19 protein-coding genes are annotated in these 21983 nt (G+C 61.9%); 9 read left to right on the top strand and 10 right to left on the bottom strand.

What is annotated here, in order from left to right; all coding sequences use genetic code 11:
• Positions 1–2019, bottom strand: coding sequence for an alpha-1,4-glucan--maltose-1-phosphate maltosyltransferase (locus HU738_RS03005; RefSeq protein ID WP_099815380.1), 2019 nt, complete (start codon positions 2017–2019; stop codon positions 1–3).
• A 151-nt stretch (positions 2020–2170) separates the two neighbouring features.
• On the opposite strand from HU738_RS03005, the gene HU738_RS03000 reads away from it, so the two are divergent.
• Together HU738_RS03000 and HU738_RS02995 are read left to right on the top strand one after the other, a co-directional pair.
• Positions 2171–2332: a hypothetical protein gene (locus tag HU738_RS03000; RefSeq protein ID WP_176507494.1), complete on the top strand. Its 162-nt coding sequence runs from the start codon at positions 2171–2173 to the stop codon at positions 2330–2332.
• A 97-nt stretch (positions 2333–2429) separates the two neighbouring features.
• Positions 2430–2666, top strand: a complete 237-nt coding sequence (locus HU738_RS02995) for a hypothetical protein (RefSeq protein WP_236192339.1) — start codon at positions 2430–2432, stop codon at positions 2664–2666.
• Between the two features lie 72 nt (positions 2667–2738).
• Here the strand turns inward: HU738_RS02995 and HU738_RS02990 are convergent, their stop codons facing one another.
• Positions 2739–4415 (bottom strand): AMP-binding protein, encoded by a 1677-nt coding sequence (locus tag HU738_RS02990; RefSeq protein WP_176507492.1) that lies wholly within the window; start codon positions 4413–4415, stop codon positions 2739–2741.
• Between the two features lie 321 nt (positions 4416–4736).
• Here HU738_RS02990 and HU738_RS02985 point away from each other — a divergent pair, with 321 nt between their 5' ends.
• From HU738_RS02985 to HU738_RS02970, 4 genes are read left to right on the top strand one after another with little or no spacing between them, the layout of a single operon-like run.
• The gene (locus HU738_RS02985; protein ID WP_186600931.1) at positions 4737–5900 is read left to right on the top strand and encodes an isovaleryl-CoA dehydrogenase; all 1164 of its coding nucleotides are present in this window, start codon (positions 4737–4739) and stop codon (positions 5898–5900) included.
• 19 nt (positions 5901–5919) lie between these two features.
• Positions 5920–7527 (top strand): carboxyl transferase domain-containing protein, encoded by a 1608-nt coding sequence (locus tag HU738_RS02980; protein ID WP_054886279.1) that lies wholly within the window; start codon positions 5920–5922, stop codon positions 7525–7527.
• Positions 7528–7530: 3 nt separating this feature from the next.
• Positions 7531–8346 (top strand): gamma-carboxygeranoyl-CoA hydratase, encoded by an 816-nt coding sequence (locus HU738_RS02975; protein WP_186600930.1) that lies wholly within the window; start codon positions 7531–7533, stop codon positions 8344–8346.
• Positions 8343–10295 (top strand): acetyl/propionyl/methylcrotonyl-CoA carboxylase subunit alpha, encoded by a 1953-nt coding sequence (locus HU738_RS02970; RefSeq protein WP_186600929.1) that lies wholly within the window; start codon positions 8343–8345, stop codon positions 10293–10295. Before HU738_RS02975 ends, HU738_RS02970 begins: the two co-directional genes overlap by 4 nt.
• Positions 10296–10328: 33 nt before the next feature.
• On the opposite strand, the gene HU738_RS02965 is transcribed toward HU738_RS02970, so the two are convergent.
• Positions 10329–11036 carry a LexA family transcriptional regulator gene (locus HU738_RS02965; RefSeq protein WP_186600928.1) on the bottom strand — a complete coding sequence of 236 codons (708 nt, stop codon included), beginning with the start codon at positions 11034–11036 and terminating at the stop codon, positions 10329–10331.
• 87 nt (positions 11037–11123) lie between these two features.
• Between HU738_RS02965 and HU738_RS02960 the strand changes: the two genes are divergently transcribed.
• Complete coding sequence (locus tag HU738_RS02960) at positions 11124–11435, top strand: DUF6124 family protein (RefSeq protein ID WP_186600927.1); 312 nt, start codon at positions 11124–11126, stop codon at positions 11433–11435.
• A gap of 430 nt (positions 11436–11865) precedes the next feature.
• Positions 11866–12381, top strand: coding sequence for a DUF4880 domain-containing protein (locus tag HU738_RS02955; protein ID WP_186600926.1), 516 nt, complete (start codon positions 11866–11868; stop codon positions 12379–12381).
• A 1-nt stretch (position 12382) separates the two neighbouring features.
• Here HU738_RS02955 and HU738_RS02950 read toward each other — a convergent pair whose 3' ends face one another.
• From HU738_RS02950 to HU738_RS02940, 3 genes are read right to left on the bottom strand one after another with little or no spacing between them, the layout of a single operon-like run.
• Positions 12383–13594 carry an MFS transporter gene (locus HU738_RS02950; protein ID WP_186600925.1) on the bottom strand — a complete coding sequence of 404 codons (1212 nt, stop codon included), beginning with the start codon at positions 13592–13594 and terminating at the stop codon, positions 12383–12385.
• Positions 13587–14522 (bottom strand): diiron oxygenase, encoded by a 936-nt coding sequence (locus tag HU738_RS02945; protein WP_186600924.1) that lies wholly within the window; start codon positions 14520–14522, stop codon positions 13587–13589. The genes HU738_RS02950 and HU738_RS02945 overlap by 8 nt, the downstream gene beginning before the upstream one ends.
• A gap of 13 nt (positions 14523–14535) precedes the next feature.
• Entirely contained in the window at positions 14536–15582 is a 1047-nt protein-coding gene (locus tag HU738_RS02940) for a SagB family peptide dehydrogenase (protein ID WP_186600923.1), read from the bottom strand.
• Between the two features lie 506 nt (positions 15583–16088).
• On the opposite strand from HU738_RS02940, the gene HU738_RS02935 reads away from it, so the two are divergent.
• A complete protein-coding gene (locus tag HU738_RS02935; RefSeq protein ID WP_186600922.1) occupies positions 16089–17237 on the top strand; it encodes a M14 family metallopeptidase in 1149 nt (382 codons plus the stop codon).
• A 57-nt stretch (positions 17238–17294) separates the two neighbouring features.
• On the opposite strand, the gene HU738_RS02930 is transcribed toward HU738_RS02935, so the two are convergent.
• From HU738_RS02930 to HU738_RS02915, 4 genes are all read right to left on the bottom strand, one after another.
• Positions 17295–18254 (bottom strand): Csu type fimbrial protein, encoded by a 960-nt coding sequence (locus HU738_RS02930; RefSeq protein WP_186600921.1) that lies wholly within the window; start codon positions 18252–18254, stop codon positions 17295–17297.
• Positions 18251–20491 (bottom strand): fimbria/pilus outer membrane usher protein, encoded by a 2241-nt coding sequence (locus HU738_RS02925; RefSeq protein WP_225923393.1) that lies wholly within the window; start codon positions 20489–20491, stop codon positions 18251–18253. The genes HU738_RS02930 and HU738_RS02925 overlap by 4 nt, the downstream gene beginning before the upstream one ends.
• Before the next feature lie 162 nt (positions 20492–20653).
• On the bottom strand, positions 20654–21430 hold the full coding sequence (locus HU738_RS02920) for a fimbrial biogenesis chaperone (RefSeq protein ID WP_186600919.1): 777 nt from the start codon (positions 21428–21430) through the stop codon (positions 20654–20656).
• Between the two features lie 39 nt (positions 21431–21469).
• On the bottom strand, positions 21470–21973 hold the full coding sequence (locus HU738_RS02915) for a Csu type fimbrial protein (RefSeq protein WP_186600918.1): 504 nt from the start codon (positions 21971–21973) through the stop codon (positions 21470–21472).
• Positions 21974–21983: the final 10 nt, after the last annotated feature.

Genomic DNA, 21983 nt, shown 5'->3' with positions numbered 1-21983 from the left:
CTATCGGGCCTTGCTGATGCGCCAGATTCCGAACGGCAGGTTCCAGGGTTCGATGCGCATCCACTGGGTCTTGCCGTACCAGGACCAGCGATGGCCGGTCATCAGGTCTTCGCCATGGGTTTCGGCATTGTCATCCAGGCCCAGTTCCCACAGCGGCAATTCGAAATGCGCCTCCTGGGCGTTGTGCGGATCGAGGCTCACCGCAACCAGGATGAAGTTGTCGCGCGCTGGCGTGCGTTTGGCGAAGTACAGGATGTTGTCGTTCCAGCAGTTGAAGAACGCCACCCCAAGATGGGTCTGCAGCGCGGGGTTCTGGCGACGGATGCGATTGAGCTGGGCGATCTCGGCGATGATGTTGCCAGGTTGGGTGAAATCCCGGGGGCGGATTTCGTACTTCTCCGAGTCCAGGTATTCCTCCTTGCCCGGCAGCGCTGCGCTTTCGCACAGCTCGAAGCCGCTGTACATGCCCCACAGCCCCGAGCCCATGGTCGCCAGCGCCGCCCGGATGAGGAAACCGGCGCGGCCATTATGCTGCAGGAAGTATGGGTTTATGTCTGGCGTGTTGACGAAGAAATTCGGCCGGTAGCATTGGCTCCACGGCGGCTGGTTGAGTTGCTCGAAATACTCGCGCAACTCTTGCTTGGTGTTGCGCCAGGTGAAGTAGGTATAGCTCTGGGCGTACCCGACCTTGCCCAGGCGCGCCATCATCGCGGGCTTGGTGAAGGCTTCGGCGAGGAAGATCACGTCGGGATATTGGGCACGCACATTGGCGATCAGCCATTGCCAGAAGGGCAACGGTTTGGTGTGCGGGTTATCGACACGAAAGGTCTTCACCCCCTCCTCGACCCAGCCGATGATCACGTCACGCAGGGCCAGCCACAGGCTGGGTACCGCGTCGGGCGCATAGAAATCGACGTTGACGATGTCCTGATATTTCTTTGGCGGGTTTTCCGCGTAGCGAATGGTGCCGTCCGGCCGCCAGCTGAACCAGCCTGGGTGCTCGGTGAGCCACGGGTGGTCCTGGGAGCACTGGATGGCGAAGTCCAGGGCGATCTCCAGGCCATGCTGGGCGGCGGCAGACACCAGGCGGCGGAAGTCGTCACGGCTGCCCAGCTGCGGATGGATCGCGTCGTGACCACCGTCCGGGCTGCCGATGGCATAGGGGCTGCCCGGGTCACCGGGCTCGGCCTGCAGTGCATTGTTGCGGCCTTTGCGGTGCTTGCTGCCGATGGGGTGGATCGGCGGAAAATACAGCACATCAAAACCCATGTCGCGAATCATCGGCAGGCGCTGGTGCACGTCGTTGAAGGTGCCGTGGCGCTCCGGGCTGTCGGTGATCGAACGCGGGAACAGTTCGTACCAACTGGCGAACTGCGCCGCCGGCCGGTCGACGTCCAGCGGGAATTCGATGCTGCGGGTCAGGTAGCTGCGGTGCTCGGCTTCGGCCATCAGCCGCGACGCTTCGGCGCCCAGCAACAGGGCTACCTGATCATCGGTGTGCAGCTCGCCCAATTGCTGTTGCAAGCGTTGCAGTTCGTCGCGAAGCACGCCTTCACTGAGTTCGATGCCTTTGCCGAGCATCAGCCGGCCTTCTTCGAGCTCCAGCTTGACGTCGACGCCGGCGTGGTACTTCTTCTCCAGGTCATGGCAATAGGTGGCGAACGGGTCGATCCAGGCCTCGATGCTGAACACGTGCGGGCCGATCTCGGTGGGCGTGAACTCGGCCAGCCACAGGTCATTGCCCGGCGACTGCATGGGCACGCAGTGCACCCGGCGGCTTTGCGACTGGCGCCAGGTCAGCACCACGGCCATGCGGTCATGGCCATCGGTGTAGACCTTGCTGCTGACCGCCACAGGCTGGCCGCTGATGGCCTTGGCCGCGAAGCTGCCGGCGTCGAGCACAGGCTGGGTGTCTTCGATGACGATGCGTGGCGCCAGTAGCGCCTGGGACAGGCTGATGGCCTGGTCCGGGTGATCATTCGCCGTGGGCGCATGCTCAAAGGGCTCGTTGCGTGACATCGACCTTGCTCCCTCAGCTGATGGCGGTAAGGGTTCAGAGCCGGGCGCACGTCAAGGGGTTCAAAAAAATTGGAGCGAATGGCTACTGCCAGCGGTCAGAGCCTGCAGGACCTCTTCAATTCCACCCACGCGCATCTACACGAGCCCGGCCATGAACATTCCCATTCCACCGGAAACACCCGACCCCAACGTCGACGACCCGAGCCTGCCACCGCCCGTGCCGGAGGACGACCCGGACGAGCTGCCGATCAAGCCGACCATGCCGCCGACGGTGGGTGACCCGCCGAGCGATGAACCACCGGTGAAGGCTTAAGGGTAGACGACGGCGGACTGACATTTTTGCCAGTAGCGCAATTGCCGGCGGTGTTGAAAATTGGGGGCTCCCTATTCATGCCAAGGAGCCCCCCATCGTGCCTATCGCGACCCGTTGGCTGCGCATGGAATTCGAGCGGCAAGTGATCGACTACTTGCAGGATGCCGGGGTAGTCGATCCGTGGCCGGGGACCTGGCTCGCGCATCAGGACAGGGATAAATGCGAGTTCGCCCTGATGGGGCTGGAGGCACGTTACGGCGTGCAGCTTCGCCGTGATTACCAGACCGTTGCCGAGCTTGCCGCCGGGCTTTGCAAGGCCATGGAGCTGCTCTGAGCACACTGGCCTCTTCGCGGAGTCATTGCTTGACAGGAAACAGGCCGGAACACCGACCTGTTTCCATCGTCATTATTCCCGCAAGGAGAGGCTCTCGATACTGATCTCCCGCATGCGAAACTTCTGCACCTTCCCGGTCACCGTCATTGGAAATTCGTCAACGAAGCGGAAATACCGTGGCACCTTGAAGTGCGCAATACGTGCCTTGCACCAGTCCTGCAGCTCCTCAGCCGTGGCGCTGTGCCCCGGGTGCAGCTTGATCCAGGCCACGATCTCTTCGCCATAACGGTTGCACGGAATGCCCACCACCTGTGCGTCGGCCACTGCCGGGTGGGTGTAGAAGAACTCCTCCAGCTCGCGTGGGTAGATGTTCTCGCCACCGCGAATGATCATGTCCTTGTTGCGCCCGACAATGCGCACATACCCGTGCTCATCCATCACCGCCAGGTCGCCCGAATGCATCCAGCCAGCCGGGTCGATGGCATCCGCCGTGGCCTCGGGGTTGCCCCAGTAGCCAAGCATCACGCTGTAGCCGCGAGTGCAAAGCTCTCCGATCTCACCCCTGGCGACGATGCAGCCATCGGCGTCCACCAGCTTGGTTTCCAGCTGCGGCTGAGTGCGGCCAACAGTGGTCACGCGCAGCTCCAGTTCATCGTCCGGGCCGGTTTGCAAGGATACCGGGCTGGTTTCGGTCATGCCGTAGGCGATCTGCACTTCGGCCATGTGCATGTGGTCGATGACCCGGCGCATCACCTCGATCGGGCAGGTGGCGCCGGCCATGATGCCGCTGCGCAGGGTCGACAGGTCCAGTTGCGTGCGCGATGGGTGGTCGAGCATGGCAATGAACATGGTCGGCACGCCATACAGGATGCTGGCACGTTCTTCGGCGACGGCGCGCAAGGTGAGTTCGGCGTCGAAGGCGTCATTGGGGTAGACCATGGTACTGCCGTGGGTGATGCAGCCGAGGTTGGCCATGACCATGCCGAAGCAATGGTAAAGCGGCACCGGGATCACCATGCGGTCGCGGTCGCTCAGGCCGAGGCTTTCACCGACCATGAAGCCGTTGTTGAGGATGTTGTAGTGGCTGAGCGTGGCACCTTTGGGCGCACCGGTAGTGCCGGAGGTGTACTGGATATTCACCGGTTGGTCGAACTGCAGGCTGTGCTGGCGAGCCACGTAGGCTTCCACCGGCGTTTGCCCTGCCCGCTCGGCCAGCGCTTGCCAGGGCAGGAAGCCGCTGGGGGGGTTGGCCGCCAGGCTGATCACCCCGCGCAGTTCGGGCAGGCGCTCACTGGCCAGCTCGCCAAGGTTGGCGGTCGCCAGCTCCGGCACCAGCGCTTGGACCATGGCATGGTAATCAGAGGTCTTGAACGCATCGGCACACACCAGCCAGCGGCAGCCAGACTGGCGTAGCACGTACTCCAGTTCACCCACGCGATAGGCCGGATTGATGTTGACCAGGATCGCACCGACCTTGGCGCTGGCCAATTGCAAGATGCACCACTGGGCGCAGTTGGGCGACCAGATGCCGACCCGGTCGCCAGTGTTCACGCCCAGGGCCATCAGGGCGCGGGCATGGGTGTCGACCTGTTCGGCCAGCTGCCGCCAGCTGTAGCGCAGGCCCTGGTGGCGCGCCACCAGCGCTTCGCCGTCGGCGCAACGGGCCACGGTGGCATCGAAGGCCTGGCCGATGGTCAGGGTCAGCAACGGTTGGTCCTGGCGACCGCGGGTGTAGCTAGGTTGACTCATGGGTGTCCCTTCTTGTGGTTGTTCTGGGCACGGCTGAAGTGAGCTGTGACTACTTTGGCGCAGATTTACGTTTACGTAAAGGTGACGAGCGGATTGACAGTGACCGAATGCAGGTTTACGTTAACGTAAAGGTGATGAACGACACCTGCCCCGGCTTGGCACCGAACCCTGTGGGAGCGGGCTTCCCCGCAAATGCGATCACTCAGGCAATGACGGTGGTCCTGCTGACGCATTTCGCGGGCAAGCCCGCTCCCACAGAGTCCGGCGCAAGATCCTCGGCTACGGTGTAACCCAATTTCAAGAACAACAAGGTGCCCCAGCATGCATTACCCCACCCTGAACTTCGCCCTGGGCGAAACCATCGACATGCTCCGCGACCAGGTGCGCACCTTCGTTGCCGCCGAACTGGCCCCGCGCGCTGCACAGATCGATCACGACAACCTGTTCCCTGCCGACATGTGGCGCAAGTTCGGCGACATGGGCCTGCTGGGCATTACCGTTGCCGAGGAATACGGCGGCGCCGGCCTGGGTTACCTGGCCCATGTGGTGTCGATGGAAGAGATCAGCCGCGGTTCGGCTTCGGTCGCCCTCTCCTACGGTGCCCACTCCAACCTCTGCGTCAACCAGATCAACCGCAACGGCACTCACGAGCAGAAGCTCAAGTACCTGCCCAGGCTGATCAGCGGCGAGCACATCGGCGCCCTGGCCATGAGCGAACCCAACGCCGGTTCCGACGTGGTATCGATGAAACTGCGCGCCGAAAAGCGCGGCGACCACTACGTGCTCAATGGCAGCAAGACCTGGATCACCAACGGCCCTGACGCCAACACCTATGTGATCTATGCCAAGACCGACCTGGACAAGGGGCCGCATGGCATCACCGCGTTCATCGTCGAACGTGACTGGAAAGGCTTCAGCCGCAGCAACAAGTTCGACAAGCTGGGCATGCGCGGCTCCAACACCTGCGAGCTGTTCTTCGACGGCGTCGAAGTGCCGGAAGAGAACATCCTCGGCCAGCTCAACGGCGGCGTGCGCGTGCTGATGAGCGGCCTGGACTACGAGCGCGTGGTGTTGTCCGGCGGCCCGACCGGCATCATGCAAAGCTGCATGGACCTGGTGGTGCCGTACATCCACGACCGCAAGCAGTTCGGCCAGAGCATCGGCGAGTTCCAGCTGATCCAGGGCAAGATCGCCGACATGTACACCCAGCTCAACGCCAGCCGCGCCTACCTGTATGCCGTGGCCCAGGCCTGCGACCGTGGCGAGACCACCCGCAAGGACGCCGCCGGGGTGATCCTCTACACCGCCGAACGTGCCACGCAGATGGCCCTGGAAGCGATCCAGATTCTCGGTGGCAATGGCTACATCAACGAATTCCCGGCTGGCCGCCTGCTGCGCGACGCCAAGCTGTACGAGATCGGTGCCGGCACCAGCGAAATCCGCAGGATGCTGATCGGCCGCGAACTGTTCAACGAAACCCGCTGAGCACAAGGGACGGGCGCACATGGCTACCTTGCACACCCAGATCAACCCGCGTTCGGCGGAGTTCGCCGGCAACCGCGCGGCCATGCTCGAACAGGTCCAGGCCCTGCGCGGGCTGCTCGCCCAGGTGGCCCAGGGCGGCGGGCCCAAGGCCCAGGAGCGGCATACCTCGCGTGGCAAGCTGCTGCCGCGCGAGCGCATCGACCGCCTGCTCGACCCGGGCTCGCCGTTCCTCGAGATCGGCCAGCTGGCCGCCCATGAGGTATACGGCGAAGACGTGCCAGCCGCCGGGGTGATCGCCGGCATCGGCCGCGTCGAAGGCGTGGAATGCATGATCGTCGCCAACGACGCCACGGTCAAAGGTGGTTCCTACTACCCGCTGACAGTGAAGAAGCATTTGCGCGCGCAGACCATTGCCCTGCAGAACCGCCTGCCGTGCATCTACCTGGTCGATTCCGGTGGCGCCAACCTGCCGCGCCAGGACGAAGTGTTCCCCGACCGTGAACATTTCGGACGGATCTTCTTCAACCAGGCCAACATGAGCGCGCTGGGCATCCCGCAGATCGCCGTGGTGATGGGCTCGTGCACGGCGGGCGGCGCCTATGTGCCGGCCATGGCCGACGAGGCGATCATGGTGCGCCAGCAGGCGACCATTTTCCTCGCCGGGCCGCCATTGGTGAAAGCCGCCACCGGTGAAGTGGTCAGCGCCGAAGACCTCGGCGGCGCCGATGTGCATTGCCGCACCAGCGGCGTTGCCGACCACTACGCCGACAACGATGAACACGCCTTGGCCATCGCCCGGCGCAGCGTGGCCAACCTCAACTGGCACAAGCTCGGCAAGCTGCAATGCCAGGCACCGGTGGCCCCCCTGTATGCCGCCGACGAGCTGTATGGTGTGGTCCCGGCCGATGCCAAGCAGCCGTTCGACGTGCGCGAAGTGATCGCGCGGCTGGTCGACGGTTCGGTGTTCGATGAATTCAAGGCCCTGTTCGGCACCACCCTGGTGTGCGGCTTCGCCCACCTGCATGGCTACCCGGTGGCGATCCTGGCCAACAACGGCATCCTTTTCGCCGAAGCCGCGCAAAAAGGCGCGCACTTCATCGAACTGGCCTGCCAGCGCGGCATCCCGCTATTGTTCCTGCAGAACATCACCGGCTTCATGGTCGGCAAGAAGTACGAGGAAGGCGGCATCGCCAAGCACGGCGCCAAGCTGGTCACCGCCGTGGCCTGTGCCCAGGTGCCGAAGTTCACGGTGATCATCGGCGGCAGCTTCGGCGCGGGCAACTACGGCATGTGCGGCCGCGCCTACGACCCGCGCTTCCTGTGGATGTGGCCCAATGCGCGGATTGGCGTGATGGGCGCCGAGCAGGCCGCCGGGGTGCTGGCCCAGGTCAAGCGCGAGCAGAGCGAGCGCAGCGGCCAGGCCTTCAGCGCCGAAGACGAGGCCAGGCTCAAGCAGCCGATCCTCGACCAGTACGAGCACCAGGGCCACCCCTACTACTCCAGCGCCCGCCTGTGGGACGACGGTGTCATCGACCCGGCGCAAACCCGCGACGTGCTCGGCCTGGCGTTGTCAGCCGCACTGAACGCCCCGATCGAACAGAGCCGCTTCGGCATTTTCCGGATGTGATCCATGAGCGATTTCAGCACCCTCGAAGTGATCCGCGACCCTCGCGGCTTCGCCACCCTGTGGCTGAGCCGCGAGGACAAGAACAACGCCTTCAACGCGCTGATGATCCGCGAACTGATCGTTGCCCTCGACCAACTGGCCGAAGATGCCAGCGTGCGCTTCCTGCTGCTGCGCGGCCGCGGCCGGCACTTCAGCGCCGGCGCCGACCTGGCCTGGATGCAGCAATCGGCGCAGCTGGACTTCAACACCAACCTCGATGACGCCCGCGAGCTCGGTGAACTGATGTACGCCCTGCACCGCCTCAAGGCGCCGACCCTGGCCGTGGTGCAAGGCGCGGCCTTCGGCGGCGCGCTGGGCCTGATCAGCTGCTGCGACATGGCCATTGGCGCCGAAGACGCGCAACTCTGCCTGTCGGAAGTGCGCATCGGCCTGGCCCCGGCGGTAATCAGCCCGTTCGTGGTCAAGGCCATCGGCGAACGCGCCGCACGCCGTTATGCCCTTACCGCCGAGCGTTTCAGCGGCGTGCGGGCCCGCGAGCTGGGCCTGCTGGCCGAGGTGTACCCAGCCAGTGAACTGGACGCGCAGGTCGAAGCCTGGGTGAACAACCTGCTGCAGAACAGCCCGCAAGCGCTGCGCGCCACCAAGGACCTGCTGCGCGAAGTGGACGACGGCGAACTCAGCCCGGCCCTGCGCCGCTACTGCGAAAACACCATCGCCCGCATCCGCGTCAGCGCCGAAGGCCAGGAGGGCCTGCGCGCCTTCCTGGAAAAACGCCGCCCCGCCTGGCAAACCGACGACAAGAAGGAGCCGCGCCCATGAGCCGCCCCGCTTTGACCACCCTGCTGGTCGCCAACCGTGGCGAGATCGCCTGCCGGGTCATGCGCACCGCCAAGGCCATGGGCCTGACCACCGTTGCCGTGCACAGCGCCACCGACCGTGACGCCCGCCACAGCCGCGAAGCGGATATTCGCGTCGACCTGGGCGGCAGCAAGGCCGCCGACAGTTACCTGATGGTCGACAAGATTCTCGCTGCGGCCAAGGCCAGCGGCGCCCAGGCCATCCACCCGGGCTATGGCTTCCTGTCCGAGAACGCCGGCTTTGCCCGCGCCGTCGAACAGGCCGGGCTGATCTTCCTCGGCCCACCGGCCAGCGCCATCGATGCCATGGGCAGCAAGTCGGCGGCCAAGGCCTTGATGGAAGCGGCCGGGGTGCCACTGGTGCCCGGCTACCACGGCGAAGCCCAGGACCTGGACACCTTCCGCGCCGCCGCCGAGCGCATCGGCTACCCGGTGCTGCTCAAGGCCAGCGCCGGCGGTGGCGGCAAGGGCATGAAAGTGGTCGAGGACGAAAGCCAGCTGGCCGACGCCCTGGCCTCGGCCCAGCGTGAGGCGCAATCGTCGTTCGGCGATGCGCGCATGCTGGTAGAAAAGTACGTGCTCAAGCCACGCCATGTGGAAATCCAGGTGTTCGCCGACCAGCACGGCAACTGCCTGTACCTCAACGAGCGGGATTGCTCGATCCAGCGTCGCCATCAGAAGGTCGTTGAGGAAGCCCCAGCGCCGGGCCTGTCCGCCGCGTTGCGTCGGGCCATGGGCGAAGCGGCGGTGCGCGCGGCCCAAGCCATTGGCTATGTCGGCGCGGGCACCGTCGAATTTCTGCTGGACGCCCGTGGCGAGTTCTTCTTCATGGAGATGAACACCCGCCTGCAGGTCGAGCACCCGGTCACCGAAGCCATCACCGGCCTCGACCTGGTGGCCTGGCAGATCCGCGTGGCCTGCGGCGAGCCGCTGCCGATCACCCAGGCACAGGTGCCGCTGATCGGCCATGCCATCGAGGTGCGGCTGTATGCCGAGGACCCGGCCAATGAATTCCTGCCGGCCACCGGTACGTTGACGCTGTACCGCGAGTCGGCACCGGGCGAAGGTCGCCGGGTGGACAGCGGGGTCAGCGAAGGCGACGTGGTGTCGCCGTTCTACGACCCGATGCTGGGCAAGCTGATCGCCTGGGGCCAGGACCGCGAGCAGGCGCGCCTGCGCTTGCTGGCCATGCTCGACGAGTTCGCCATCGGCGGGCTGAAGACCAACATCACCTTCCTGCGCCGCATCCTGGCCCACCCGTCCTTTGCCGCAGCCGAGCTGGATACCGGCTTCATTCCCCGGCATCAGGACGTGCTGCTGCCAGCACCCCAGGCACTGCCTGCGGGCTTCTGGGAGGCCGCGGCACAAGCCTGGCTGCAAGGCCAGCCGCCGCACCAGCGCGCCGACGATGCGCGTTCCCCGTGGGCCGAACGCAATGGCCTGCGCCTGGGACTGCCAGCGCGCAGCAGCCTGCACCTGGTCAGTGGTGGTGAAAGCCAGGCGGTTGCCCTGGAGTGCAGTGCCGCGTCGACCTGGCAGCTGGAGGGCGAACAGCTGGGCCATGACGCAGACGGTATCCGTCGTCGTTATCTGGCGGTACTTCGCGGCGGCACACTGTTCCTGCGCTGGGAGGGCGAGGTGCATGCCGTCGAAGCCTTCGACCCGGTCGCCGAGGCCGAGGCCAGCCACAGCCATCAGGGTGGGTTAGGTGCGCCGATGAACGGCAGCATCGTGCGGGTGTTGGTGGAACCTGGCCAGGTGGTGGAGGCCGGAACGGCGCTGGTGGTGCTGGAAGCCATGAAGATGGAACACAGCATTCGTGCGCCCCATGGCGGGACGGTGAAGGCGCTCTTCTGCCAGGAAGGGGATATGGTCAGCGAAGGGACGGTGTTGGTCGAACTGGCCGAGTAAGGCATACAGGGGCCGCTGCGCGGCCCCAGCAATCTAGAAGACCCCATGCACCCGCACGACCACCCCGAGAAACTCGCACCCCTCTTCACACACCAGGGTCGGATAACTGCGGTTCAGTGCCTTCAGGTACTGCTGCCCACCCTCCTCGGCCAGCTCACGCAGAATCGCCGTCTTCCCCGGCTGCCGGGCAATCACCAAGCGCCCCGGCTCCACCTCCAGCCCCGGATCCACCAGTATCCGCATGCCCTGCGGCACACTGCGGCCACTGGCTGAACTCATCGTGTCGTTTTCCACGGTCAGCCAGAACGCCTTGCCCTGGGCCAGGTAGTCCGTCTGTTCGAATACGCCAGGCTCGACAACCTCTGCGGCACCTAGCTCATCCCACGCCAACACTGGGTAGCGAAAACACACGATGTATTGCATGAGGTCAAGTTCGTCATCGTCGTCATCCACCTCGTAGCTGCCACGCTCCTCACCCACTTGCCCCTGAATGCGCAACTGCAGGCTGACGCTGTAATGAGGCATGCCAATCTCGACGAACGTGCGGTTCATCGACTCGATCTTCGGCTGGCGCCGCTTGTTCACCCAATGCCCCACGCTGCCTTGAGACACGCCAACGCGCTCGGCAAGCTGCTCTTGAGTGAGCTTCAACTCCTCCATCCGGTCACGGACGAGGGCAATCCATTTATCCATATTCATCGCTGGCACGATACGGACTGCCTTCTGGCGCTCAATAAACATTCAGTATTATTTCTAGAAAAGCACATGAATACCCAAGGTATTAAACTCAGACAGAACCCTTTCCCATTGGCCTGCGCAGGTATCAGGATGAAACCACCGAAAGACGACGTAACAGATCTCGACAGCGAAGCGGCCCGCCGCGCGCTCGATTACTACCTTAATCCGAACCCCACGCGCCCCAGCGCGCACAACCGGATCTGGACCCTGCACGAGGGCGTTTCCGCCGAGCAGGCCCAGGACCACGCCATCGAGTTGCTGCGCTGCGCCGCCGCCACCGCCCACGAAACCGCCACCCACCAGGAAGGCAGCACCCGCGAGCTGACGTTCGCATTGATGCACATGATCGACATGGCCAGGGCCCTGCTGGAGCACAGACGCGCCCTGCAGAACGGCTTATAGGCAAAAAAAGGGAGAAACGTGATGGCCGGATACCGGCGAAAGGCCCCGTCTACCGGAATGAGGAAGCGCACCGGTAAAAATTTTTTACCGGATAACTGAAAATTCATTTGACTGGCAAATGATAACGATTATTATTGCACTCAGCTGATCGCAAGATCTGCTGGATAACCCGGAGCTTAGGTCGCTCCAGATTATCTCCTCATCAGGCTAATCACGGTTTTTGACCCGGCTTTTTGCCGGGTCATTTTTTTTGGCTCTTCAGGCTAATGAAGATCGTTGATGGCGCGCATGATAGCAAAAGTGTTTCAGAGCGTGAACGCTCATTACAAATCTTTGCGGAATCAGCACTTGAGAATCAATCTCGTTTTGACTACGCTGTTTCTGCATCAAGGACGATGCCCCCACCCCTACCCCGAGCAAGGAGCTGTCCATGAGCCGTCTGCTGCTGCCCCTTGAGCACTCCACGCCCTCCAGTGAGCATGCTGCCGAGCATGAACTGCTGTTCGCACTCAAGCGCCTGCCCCGACGCGTGCAGCAAGTGTTCCTGCTCAACCGCCTCGATCAGCTGGACTTTGCCAGCATCGCCAAACGCCTCGACCTCCCGCTGCTCAGCATCGAACGCAACATGAACCAGGCACTGCAGGTGGCGCAACCACGCGGGGATGCGCTGGCCAGTGTGGCCGGGCAATGGTATGTGCGGTTGCAGAGCCCTGACGTGACCTCGTGCGAGCGCATCGATTTTCGCCGCTGGCTGGATGCGGCGCCTGCGCACTTGCAGGCGTTTCATGATACCGAGCTGCGCTGGCGCAGCCTGCTCCCCCCGGCGCGGGAGCTGGGGCAGGATGGCTGGTATCGGCAAGGGCGGGCGGCGATTTCGGTGGGTGGGTGTTCGGTGGCGGTTGGTTTGGGTGTTGCGGCGCTGTTGTTGTTTGGCTACTGGGCGTGAGTTACATACCCGCTGGGGCCGCAGCCATCTGCGCTTTACGCTCCAAACCTTGCAGATAGACGAGCAAATACCAGCCTGCAAAGCTGGAAGCAATAAAGCCCAGCGCCAGACTCATCGGCAAGCTGCTGCTGATCGAAGCCACCAGCATGCTGACGCCGCCACCGAATGCAAACAGCATCGTATTGTTGAGTGAGGCTGCTGCACCTGCCCGCTCTGGGTGCCGGCCCAATGCATGGGTTGTTGCAGCTGGCCGAACGATGGTTGTACCGATGGTACAGAGCACCAATGGAAACAGAAGGCTGAAAACTCCAAGCTCATGCATGGTAACAACCAGACATAGAGCAACCCCAGCCAGACCGATGAGTGCAAATCCCCAACCAACCTGCGCCTGCATCCCCATGCGGCAATTCAGCCAGCTGGCAATGAATCCGCCGATCATGTACGCCAGCCCATATCCGAGAAAGACCATGGAGAAGGCGAACTCCGTCAGGCCCAGCTGTTCGATGAGCAGCAATGGGGAGACGACTACAAATGAAAAATGGCAGGCGAATGCCAAGCATGAAAATAGCGAGCTGACGAGAAAAGCGCGGTCCTTGAACAAAACCGGATAGCTATTTAATACGCCTGCACTGCTATTTGCTGTCGGTTTCTCTTGCAGCAATTTCAAGCAAAGCAGCAGCACAACAACGGCTAGCACCACAAAGGCCTGAAAGCTGCCTGCCCACCCGAAATACTGCTGGAGCACGCTGCCTGCAAGCGGCGACAAAGAAATAAACAAGCCACTTGCACTGGTCATCAGGATACGCATCGCATTGCGCTGATGGCCGCTGAACTTATCCTGCACCAGGGCCTGGCTAAGCACGAAGCACCCGCATCCCACCGCCTGTAGAAGACGGAACAACATGAAACCTCCGTAACTTGTTGCGAGGATGCACCCGAGCGCACCCGCTACGGAAACCACTAGACCAGCTATCAGCAGACGCTTTCGCCCCATTCGGTCAGAAAGAGGACCAATGATGGTTTGCGAAATGGCGACACCGACAGCGAACAGGCTGATCGAGTATGCAATGTACTGCGCATCGACACCAAAATCCCGGGCCAACAAAGGCACAGAGGGCAAAATCACATCGAGCGGAAACACGCCCAGAAGACTGATGAGGAGGAGCAATAAAATATAACAGTGAGTGGACTGCGAAGCGTTTCGTCTATTCATCGAGCCACCCCTCATTTTTCAATTGGCGAAAGTAGGATGCATTCGAGAGCAGATCGGTACGCCTTACAGCTTTCAGAGTCAATTGCAAAGTAGAGGCAACCCTACGACGCCAGTTTTGCCTAAGATGATTCACTACACGCTCACGACAAAGCGTTGTATCTTTTGCCTGAAAACTTATAAATGAAATATCTGGACGGCAAAAAATGCGCACCACCACTAACAATGCATTTACAACAAAGTCCCTTTCGGCGGCCGACGCCTGCCCCCACAATTTGACAAAGCAGTCGGCAAAAAAAACTGAATGCTTGGCCTCATCATGCAAATGGTCTCTCAGCATGCTGAAAACAGGCACGTTCAAGTCATCCTGCCCTAAGAGCGATAGCTCACGTGTTATAACAGTCTCAGAAATGAACGCCATCACAAATAAGGCAAGTTCTTCCCACTTACCGGAACAGCGAGCCAAAAACCTGCTCAAATGTTTTAAGCGAACAGAGCGAAATCTTTCCAGCCTATGGTAACCAGCAATTTGCTCAGCCAAATCCTTGGAAAACAGGGCATGATAGCCTTCATCAGCATATAGCTTTAAGACCGCACAACGCTCACCCACCGAAAAATGTATAGATAACTCGCCATGCACCATGCAGTTGACCGCCTTGTTGACGATAGTCATCTCAAGTTCTGTCGTATAGTCCAGAAAATACAGCAAATGACTGACATGCAGCTTGCGAACCTTCTGAAGAGGTAAACTTTCTATTCCCGGACACCCCATAAGCGGCATTAAAGCCGCGGGAAACCATAAGCTCGGATCTGCCCGTAGAAAATCCTGTCCGGAGAGTTCATATGCATAAGGACGAGCACGAACGGAACTGGTGCTATCCCACGTATCGAATACCATGACGGCACGACTTACTTCTTTCTGTTGGCTCATCCAAGCGACGCCCCTAGCGTGTCAGCATCCTCAAGCTTTGAGGTGTGGCCTCACCACTGGTGTACCCACAACCCACAAAGAAAAGCACCTGCTCGTGGGCATTTTTCAACTTTAGGAAAGGCTCTATATCCTGTTCGCACAGTGCCCCTGTGAGCCAGGTCCCCAAGCCAAGGGAAGTACAGATAATCTGAAACGTCTGAGCGATGTGCCCCACTTCCAGTAGTGCATTTCGATAAGCGCGCGAATGCTCATACTTCCACCATAACTTATCGAATCTGGACGTGAAAAATACGCCTGCAGACAGATTATTCGCAAAATGCTGCCCCGATAGCATCTGCCCCACTGACGGCACGCCAGTAGATTTGAGAAGCAATCGATGACTGGAGGCATCATAGTAATAGATACCTTCGTCAAGCCCTTCGACATTTCTCACCAGCACATAGCCTTCAGTTGAATTCAGCCCCCCGCCGGATGGGCTGCACCGGCGCTTTCGGAGGGAATCAGGCAACCCACTAGCCTCCGAAACTTCGCGATCATCTACAAACCCCAATGTAAACTGCAAAATTTTCGCTAGTATCTCTAGCCGAAGTGGTACATCAATAAATTCTCTGGTAGTCGAGCGACGACACAGAATTTGCTCGAGTTTCCCTTCACACGTCTTCCAAGGTAGCAAGACACCCGCTTCACCTCCATCTTGCGCGTAATCTATAGGCAGCAGTTTCGCCCATGCACCGTCACAATGTTCCAAATACAGCTTCGCCCACTCCTCCTCATCTTGAGGTATATCGTCCAGGGGAATATTCTTCGTGCCGAAGTGAAAAATTCTGGACAGTACGTCCCACCCCCAATAGTCCGATTGCTCTTGAGTAGTTTTCACGAGCCCTGCGCGAATCAACTCCTGATCAACTTTGCAGCTCTGATCAATGCAATCCTGATTGTAAATTAAAAAAATCAAGCGCCGAGCATGAGCAGCTGACAACTCATACTGCTTATGCGCCTTGAAATCCCAGCAAATGAGGGATGAGCCGAGCACTATAAAAAAACAATCTTCACTGATCATCAATTCCTCCACTGGCTGACTAAGCGCAGGCCGGCTCTGCGCCTAGTTATCAGCCTAAAAGCCTAATCAGGCCTTTTTGACCAGGTGAGCCAGATTGGCCAGCTTACGAGACTCCATTTTAACTTCTTTCATTTCAATTTCTCCATTGAGTGCCGCGTCATTGCGACGCACTAATAATTAGCCATCAATGCAAGATGCACAAGCTGAATCATTGAAGGAAAATCCCCAAAGATTTGTAGGAATTTTCCAGCACTGGCGTTTCTCGAGCTTGATTCCCGCCATAAACTCCAAACCTCGCAATTCACTGATCAGCAAAGAAATCGCGGCATTCAGCAGCTGAGCAGCATGAAATCTCTGGTGTTCCTCAGCCAATTCAGACTTGGTTACTCAAGTTACAAAGCAACTACTGATCGCGATCAAGAGAAGCGATCCAGCCCTTCTCCTCACACGCCCCACCCTCAAGCGGTGTACAGTACCCCCCACAACAAATCCCAAGGAGCCCGCCCATGACCGTGACGCTGTCCCCCCTGCAAATCGACTGCGATTTCGACTCCGGCAACATCCAGGTCCTGGATGCCAGCAACCCGGCCCAGGTGCACCTGGCCATCCGCCCGGACACGAACAGCGGCCACTTCCAGTGGTTTCACTTCAAGGTCAGCGGCCTCACCGTGGGCCAGGTCCACCGCTTCAGCCTGGACAACGCCAGCGAGTCTTCCTACAAGAACGCCTGGAGCGGCTACAACGCCGTGGCCTCCTACGACCAGCAGCGCTGGTTCCGCGTGCCAAGCCAGTTCGATGGCAAGGCGTTGTCGTTCGAACTCAAGGCCGAACATGCGCAGGTCTGGTTCGCCTACTTCGAACCTTACCCGCGTGCCCGCCACAACCAGCTGATCGAACGGGCGCAGCAGATCCCTGGCGTCGAACTGCTGGCGCACGGCCGCAGCGTGCAAGGCCGGGATATCCCACTGCTGCGCGCCAGCAATGGCGCGGCAGGCAAGCGCAAGCTGTGGCTGATTGCCCAGCAACACCCGGGCGAGCACATGGCCGAGTGGTTCATGGAAGGGGTGATCGACCGGCTGCAAGCCAATGACCCGACCGTTCAGCAATTGCTGGCAAAGGCCGACCTGTACCTGATCCCGAACATGAACCCGGACGGTGCTTTCCTCGGCCACTTGCGGACCAACTTCAAAGGCAAGGACCTGAACCGCGCCTGGCAGGATGCCAGTGTCGAGCTCAGCCCGGAGGTGTTCTTTGCCCAGGCACAGATGAAGCAGTATGGGGTGGATGCGTTCATCGATGTGCATGGGGATGAGGAAATCCCCCACGTGTTCACGGCGGCCTGCGAGGGTAACCCGGGGTACACGCCGCGGTTGGCCAAGCTGGAAGAGCAGTTCCGTACGACCTTGTGCAGCGTGACCAGGGACTTCCAGACGGTGCATGGCTACACGCGGGACGAGCCGGGGCAGGCGAATACCACGCTGGCGTGCAATGCCGTGGGGATGGCGTATGACTGCCTGTCGCTGACCCTCGAGATGCCATTCAAGGACCATGATGATGCGCCGGAGCCGGTGGCCGAGTGGTCGGGGGCGCGGTCCAAGGCGTTGGCCGGGGCGGTGCTGGAGACGTTGCTGACGATGATCGACGATTTACGCTGAGCAGGATCAGCTTCTTCGCGGGTAAACCCGCGAAGAAGCCAGACCAGGCTTATCCCGTCAGAACTGCACATCCAGGATCACATTGTCGACGTAGCTCGCCGCTGGCGGTGTGGCCTGGTCGGTGTAGACCTTGGCGTTGTAGTTGAATACCTGGCTTCCGGTCCCGGTACCGTTACCGGGGTTCACATCGGCATCGCTGCTCGCTCGCCGGGCGGTGGTCAGCGAGCCCCAGCGCACGGTGCCTGCGCTCTTGAAGATGTCATAGGCCAGGTAGTTGCCCGCCGAGGACTTCATCCGCCGCCGCCCGCCGGACACATTCTCCCCATCATTCAAGCCCACCGTATAGGCACTGCCCTTGGTGCACGACAGGCTCACGCTCTGGCTCACGGTGCCAAACCCGGCCACCACCGGGGCGCTGCCGAAGCTGATAGTGGGGGTGGTGATCTGGCAGTCGTTGCTCACCGTCAGGTTGACGGTCATCGTCTGGGTGCCGGAGCCGATATCCCGCCCCAGGCAGAGGCTGCCGGCACCGATCCCGGAGCAGTAGTTCCAGCTCCAGGCAATGGTCAGGGTTTCCTGGTACAACCCCGCCGCGACATTGCTGCCGACCAGGGTCTTCATGTAAAGCGGCACCGCCTTGGGCGTGGTGCCATTCAACAAGCCCAGTAGATCGAGGATGCCATTTCGGGCGAAATCGAAAGCGACACCGCGGGTAATCGGATAGCTGGTGCTGTTGTCTGCATACAGGGTGTACGCAATGACGTCCCCCGTTGGGCCAACCAGCCCACTGGTGGACGAGGTGATGGTCGCATAGAAATGGTCGCTGGCACTGAGCAGGCTCAGCAGCGAACCGGTGCATTGCAGCCCGGAATTGGTGCTCGATGCGCTCTGTATCGTGGTACGTACCAGGGTCGAGTTGATCGTGCCGAACGCCGCCGGCGTGGTGGCCACCGACGAGCACAGCGCCCAGGCCGAACCTGCCGGCAACAGCATCAAGGCACACAACAGCCGCTTCATCGGCACACCAGTGGGCCGATCAGCGGAACACTGCCTGGCGAATCGGGCAAATCGAATTCCACCTGGCACTGCCCTCCTCCTTCCACCGTCACCTGCAGGCGGTTGTGCGGCGACAGGTTCTCCAGGTACACCAGCCCGTCCCAGCCCACCACAGCCTGGCTGCCGCTTTCCTGATGGCTGACCTTGCTGCCGAGCTTCAGCGGTTGCTGATTGACGTCGAGCAGCTCGATGCTCGCCGCCAGCACGCGCTTGAGCGGGAACTCCAGCAGGTAGCCGCTGCCACGGCGCACCGCCACCCGCTGCTCGACCTCGGCGGCCAGCACGTCGGGCGGCAGGTTCATCGGGTCGATTTCGTACTTGCCGCGGTAGTAGCCGCTGCTGTACGGCACCAGCAGGTGGCCGCTACGGTCGGTGCGGCCGATTTCCTGGTTCTCGTAACGCACCGGCACATCGGCGTAGCCATTGGTGCTGACCACCACGAAGGCATCATCGATGCGGTTGGCGGCGTATGCGCCGGAATCCATCCACACCAGCGAACCACTGGCGTCCGCCCAGCGGGTCATCTCACCGCTGCTGCCGTAAACGCCGGCCTGCAATTGCACCGATTGCAGGCGCCAGGTGACGTCAGCCTGGCGATAGGCATCGCGGTCGCTGCCGCTGGCATAGCCGAGGTTGTAGCCGACGCCGCCGCCCACCGGCACGGCGCGGCTGTAATTGACCCGTTGCAGGCGCTCGCCATCCTTGCTGCGTTCAGTACCCACCGCCAGGGTGCCGCCGAAATCAAACGGCACCACCACCTGCGCCTGCACCGCCCAGTTGCTGTCGCCGACCTCGCGGTTGGCCGACAGGTACAGGCTGCTGTTGCCCCACAGCGGCTTGCTCCAGCTCAGGTTGATCAGCCGGGTGCGCGTGTCGTCGCCGGCACGGACATCGAAATAGCCGGCGCCGAGGCTGCCGTACTGGTCGAGGTTGACGCTCAGGGTCACCTGCTCGCTGCGCTGGCTCAGTTGCATGTCAGGGGTGTCGACCCGGGTCAGGTCCGAATACTCGCCATGGCGCTGCAGGCGCTGGTAATTGAAGCCCAAGCGCTGGCTGTTGTACTGGTAGCCGAGGGCGACCTGGTGGCCCTTCTCGCCCTCGAACTGGCTCTGTGCCAAGGCGGCATTGAGCACGCCGAAGTTACCCAGGCGCATGTTGCCGCCCAGGCCGCCGAGCAGCAGTGATTGCGCGGTTTCAACATGGGTTTCCAGGGTGAAGCTGTCGCTGAGGCCATGGCGCAGGCTGGCCGAGGCAACGCCGGTACCGTAGCTGAAATCTTCCACGGCGTAGTCGCGGCGCAGGCTGCCGGCGGCCACGGAGAAGTCCGACAGGCCTTTCTGCAGCAGGCTGCTGGTGACATAGAACGGCAAGGTTGTGGACACCTGCCGGCCCAGGGCATCGGTGGTCACCACCACGGCCTCGCCGGCACCGTTGATGAACGGCACGTTGGTCAGGGTGTAGGGGCCTGGCTGCAATTCGGTGGTGCTGGACTTGTAGCCATTGATGAACAGGTCCAGCGAGGTCGGCACCGCGGCTTCACCAGCAAAGGCCGGCAACGGGTAAGTCACCAGATCCGGGCGGGCGCCAAAGTCACGCGACAGCTGCACGCCCCCCACCCGCACCGAACTGGTCCAGGGCAAGGCGCCGCTCACGAAGTCACCGGCTTCGTACGTGAGCAGGCGCTGTTCATCGGTGAACCGCCAGGTGGTGTCATAGCGCAGAAAGCCCTGGCGATTGGCATCGCTCTGCGCACCATTGAACGACTGGCGCCACTGGCCGGTGGTCGAGAACGTGCCCCAGCTGTCGAACACGCGCAGCTCGTTCCAGGCAGCCAGGTAGGAACCGCCATCGTCGGTGTCATTGAGGTACAGGTCGTAGTTGAACAAGGCGCCGAAGCTGCTGCGCGCCTCGGTGGCCGGGTACAGCCCGCGATCACCGACCTGCTGGTCCGGCAGCCAGGCCGGCGGCACCTGCAGCAGCAGGCGCTGGTTCTGGCTGTCGTAATCGCTGTGCAGGCCCGGCACATCGTCCAGCGAAATTTCACCCTGCGGATCGCCCGGCAGCTGAATGCCCAGGTTGCGCAGCACATCGCTGTCCAGGTAAAGGCGCCCGGCACGTTGCTGCACGGCCACCAGCTCAGCCCTGGGCATCTGGTTCACCAGCAAGTCGAGGTACAGCGTAGCGTCGGCAACGGCCATGGTTTCGCTGGGCGGGGGTGGCAGGTCGTCTGCCAGCGCCAGCCAGGGGCCGAACAAGGTCAGCCCCAGGCACCAGCGGCGCGAAGCCCGCGACAGCCATTTCACACACGGATTCCGACCATTGCCACGTCCTCCATGGCGCTTGCCGCTCATTCAGCGGGCTCATTGCCCTTGCCGGATCGCTTCGGCCACCTCCTGGCCGTTCACCCTCCCCTTGATCACGCTGCCCGCGTTCGGCACCACTGGCGCCGGCCAGCGCATGCTGGCACCGGGCAGCACATAGCCAAGCAGGCCCTCGGCCAAGGGTTTGCCCTGACCACCCTGCTGCACCACCACATCGGTCAGGCGCGCATGCACCGGGCCGGTATTGCGCATTTCCACATAGGGTTTGCCCTGCACCGTCACCGCGCGCCAGCTGAGCTGCGGCTTGCCGACGCTGTCGGCGTTGCGCTTGCCTTGCGGGTCGGGCTTGCCCCACAAGCCTTCGCCATAGACGAACAACGGCACCGAATAGCGCATCTGCAGGCGGATCGCTGCGGTGGTGCCCTGGCTGGCAGTGTCGGTGGGCATCGGCGAGGGGATCTCATCGATGATGATGCGGTAGGCCTGCTCCTGGCCGGCCGGCGAACTGCCCGTGCGGGTCAGGCGGATCAGCTGCTTTTGCCCGGGGGCGATAGTGGCCACCGGCGGGCTGCCGATGATCTCGCGCTGGGCCTGGAACTGCTCCTGATAGTCACCCTGGCGCCAGGCGAACACCCGTACCTGCAGGCTGGCCGGCGCCGTGCCGCGATTCTCCAGCCACAGGGCGCCGGCCTTCTGGTCAGCCTCCAGCACCGGGTCGATCGGCCAGATCAGCACCGAGGTGGCCGCCCCTGCCGGCAGGCTCGCCAACAGCAACAGACCGACCGCACCTTGCGCCCACTTCGCGCCTCCCCCCATGCCACTCTCCTTGGTCTTTTTTCTTGGGTGCTGGTGTGCTCACCAGGTCACCGACACTTGCACCACATCGGTGTAGGTCCCGGCCGGCAAAGTGCCGGGCAACTGGGTACGGCCATACACCGGCAACTTGATGGCCGTGGCGTCGGTGTAACTCACCGTCACGCTCTGGCCGATGCCCAGGACCTGGCTGTAGGCCGCGTCCCGGTACAACTGGTAGGCCAGCACCTGGGTGCCGCCCGAACGCTTGAGGTTGCGCGTACCACTGGTGCTGTTCTGGCCGCCGTCCAGGCTCATGCTCATGGTCACCCCCGGGGTGCACTGGAAGGTCACCGTGGCACCGCCCAGCGAAGTACTGAGAAGGCCGGTGGACAGTGCCGACTGGGTGCCGTAATCGAGCGCGCCGTAGCTGGTCACCCCGCCCACCACCAGGCAGCCGGCAACGACCTGCGCGCTGACCTGGAAGGTACTGCTGGTTGCGGCATCCAGGGGCACGGGCAGCCACATGCCGAGCCCCGTCAGGCAACCCGTGAGCCAGTAACGCATGGCGCTGAGC

The organism is Pseudomonas vlassakiae (assembly GCF_014269035.2).
Lineage (GTDB): Bacteria > Pseudomonadota > Gammaproteobacteria > Pseudomonadales > Pseudomonadaceae > Aquipseudomonas > Aquipseudomonas vlassakiae.
The sequence above is the reverse complement of the archived record's forward strand: the minus strand, read 5'-3'. Positions and strand labels throughout refer to the sequence as shown.

Excerpts from the sequence above, each read along its gene's own strand:
- HU738_RS02955 (WP_186600926.1), top strand. The coding sequence starts at position 11,866 with ATGAGCCGTCTGCTGCTGCCCCTTGAGCACTCCACGCCCTCCAGTGAG.
- HU738_RS03005 (WP_099815380.1), bottom strand. The coding sequence starts at position 2,019 with ATGTCACGCAACGAGCCCTTTGAGCATGCGCCCACGGCGAATGATCAC.
- HU738_RS02950 (WP_186600925.1), bottom strand. The coding sequence starts at position 13,594 with ATGAATAGACGAAACGCTTCGCAGTCCACTCACTGTTATATTTTATTG.
- HU738_RS02965 (WP_186600928.1), bottom strand. The coding sequence starts at position 11,036 with ATGTTTATTGAGCGCCAGAAGGCAGTCCGTATCGTGCCAGCGATGAAT.
- HU738_RS02925 (WP_225923393.1), bottom strand. The coding sequence starts at position 20,491 with ATGGCCGTTGCCGACGCTACGCTGTACCTCGACTTGCTGGTGAACCAG.
- HU738_RS02980 (WP_054886279.1), top strand. The coding sequence starts at position 5,920 with ATGGCTACCTTGCACACCCAGATCAACCCGCGTTCGGCGGAGTTCGCC.
- HU738_RS02975 (WP_186600930.1), top strand. The coding sequence starts at position 7,531 with ATGAGCGATTTCAGCACCCTCGAAGTGATCCGCGACCCTCGCGGCTTC.
- HU738_RS02985 (WP_186600931.1), top strand. The coding sequence starts at position 4,737 with ATGCATTACCCCACCCTGAACTTCGCCCTGGGCGAAACCATCGACATG.
- HU738_RS02920 (WP_186600919.1), bottom strand. The coding sequence starts at position 21,430 with ATGGGGGGAGGCGCGAAGTGGGCGCAAGGTGCGGTCGGTCTGTTGCTG.
- HU738_RS02935 (WP_186600922.1), top strand. The coding sequence starts at position 16,089 with ATGACCGTGACGCTGTCCCCCCTGCAAATCGACTGCGATTTCGACTCC.
- HU738_RS02960 (WP_186600927.1), top strand. The coding sequence starts at position 11,124 with ATGAAACCACCGAAAGACGACGTAACAGATCTCGACAGCGAAGCGGCC.
- HU738_RS02970 (WP_186600929.1), top strand. The coding sequence starts at position 8,343 with ATGAGCCGCCCCGCTTTGACCACCCTGCTGGTCGCCAACCGTGGCGAG.
- HU738_RS03000 (WP_176507494.1), top strand. The coding sequence starts at position 2,171 with ATGAACATTCCCATTCCACCGGAAACACCCGACCCCAACGTCGACGAC.
- HU738_RS02930 (WP_186600921.1), bottom strand. The coding sequence starts at position 18,254 with ATGAAGCGGCTGTTGTGTGCCTTGATGCTGTTGCCGGCAGGTTCGGCC.
- HU738_RS02940 (WP_186600923.1), bottom strand. The coding sequence starts at position 15,582 with ATGATCAGTGAAGATTGTTTTTTTATAGTGCTCGGCTCATCCCTCATT.
- HU738_RS02945 (WP_186600924.1), bottom strand. The coding sequence starts at position 14,522 with ATGAGCCAACAGAAAGAAGTAAGTCGTGCCGTCATGGTATTCGATACG.
- HU738_RS02990 (WP_176507492.1), bottom strand. The coding sequence starts at position 4,415 with ATGAGTCAACCTAGCTACACCCGCGGTCGCCAGGACCAACCGTTGCTG.
- HU738_RS02915 (WP_186600918.1), bottom strand. The coding sequence starts at position 21,973 with ATGCGTTACTGGCTCACGGGTTGCCTGACGGGGCTCGGCATGTGGCTG.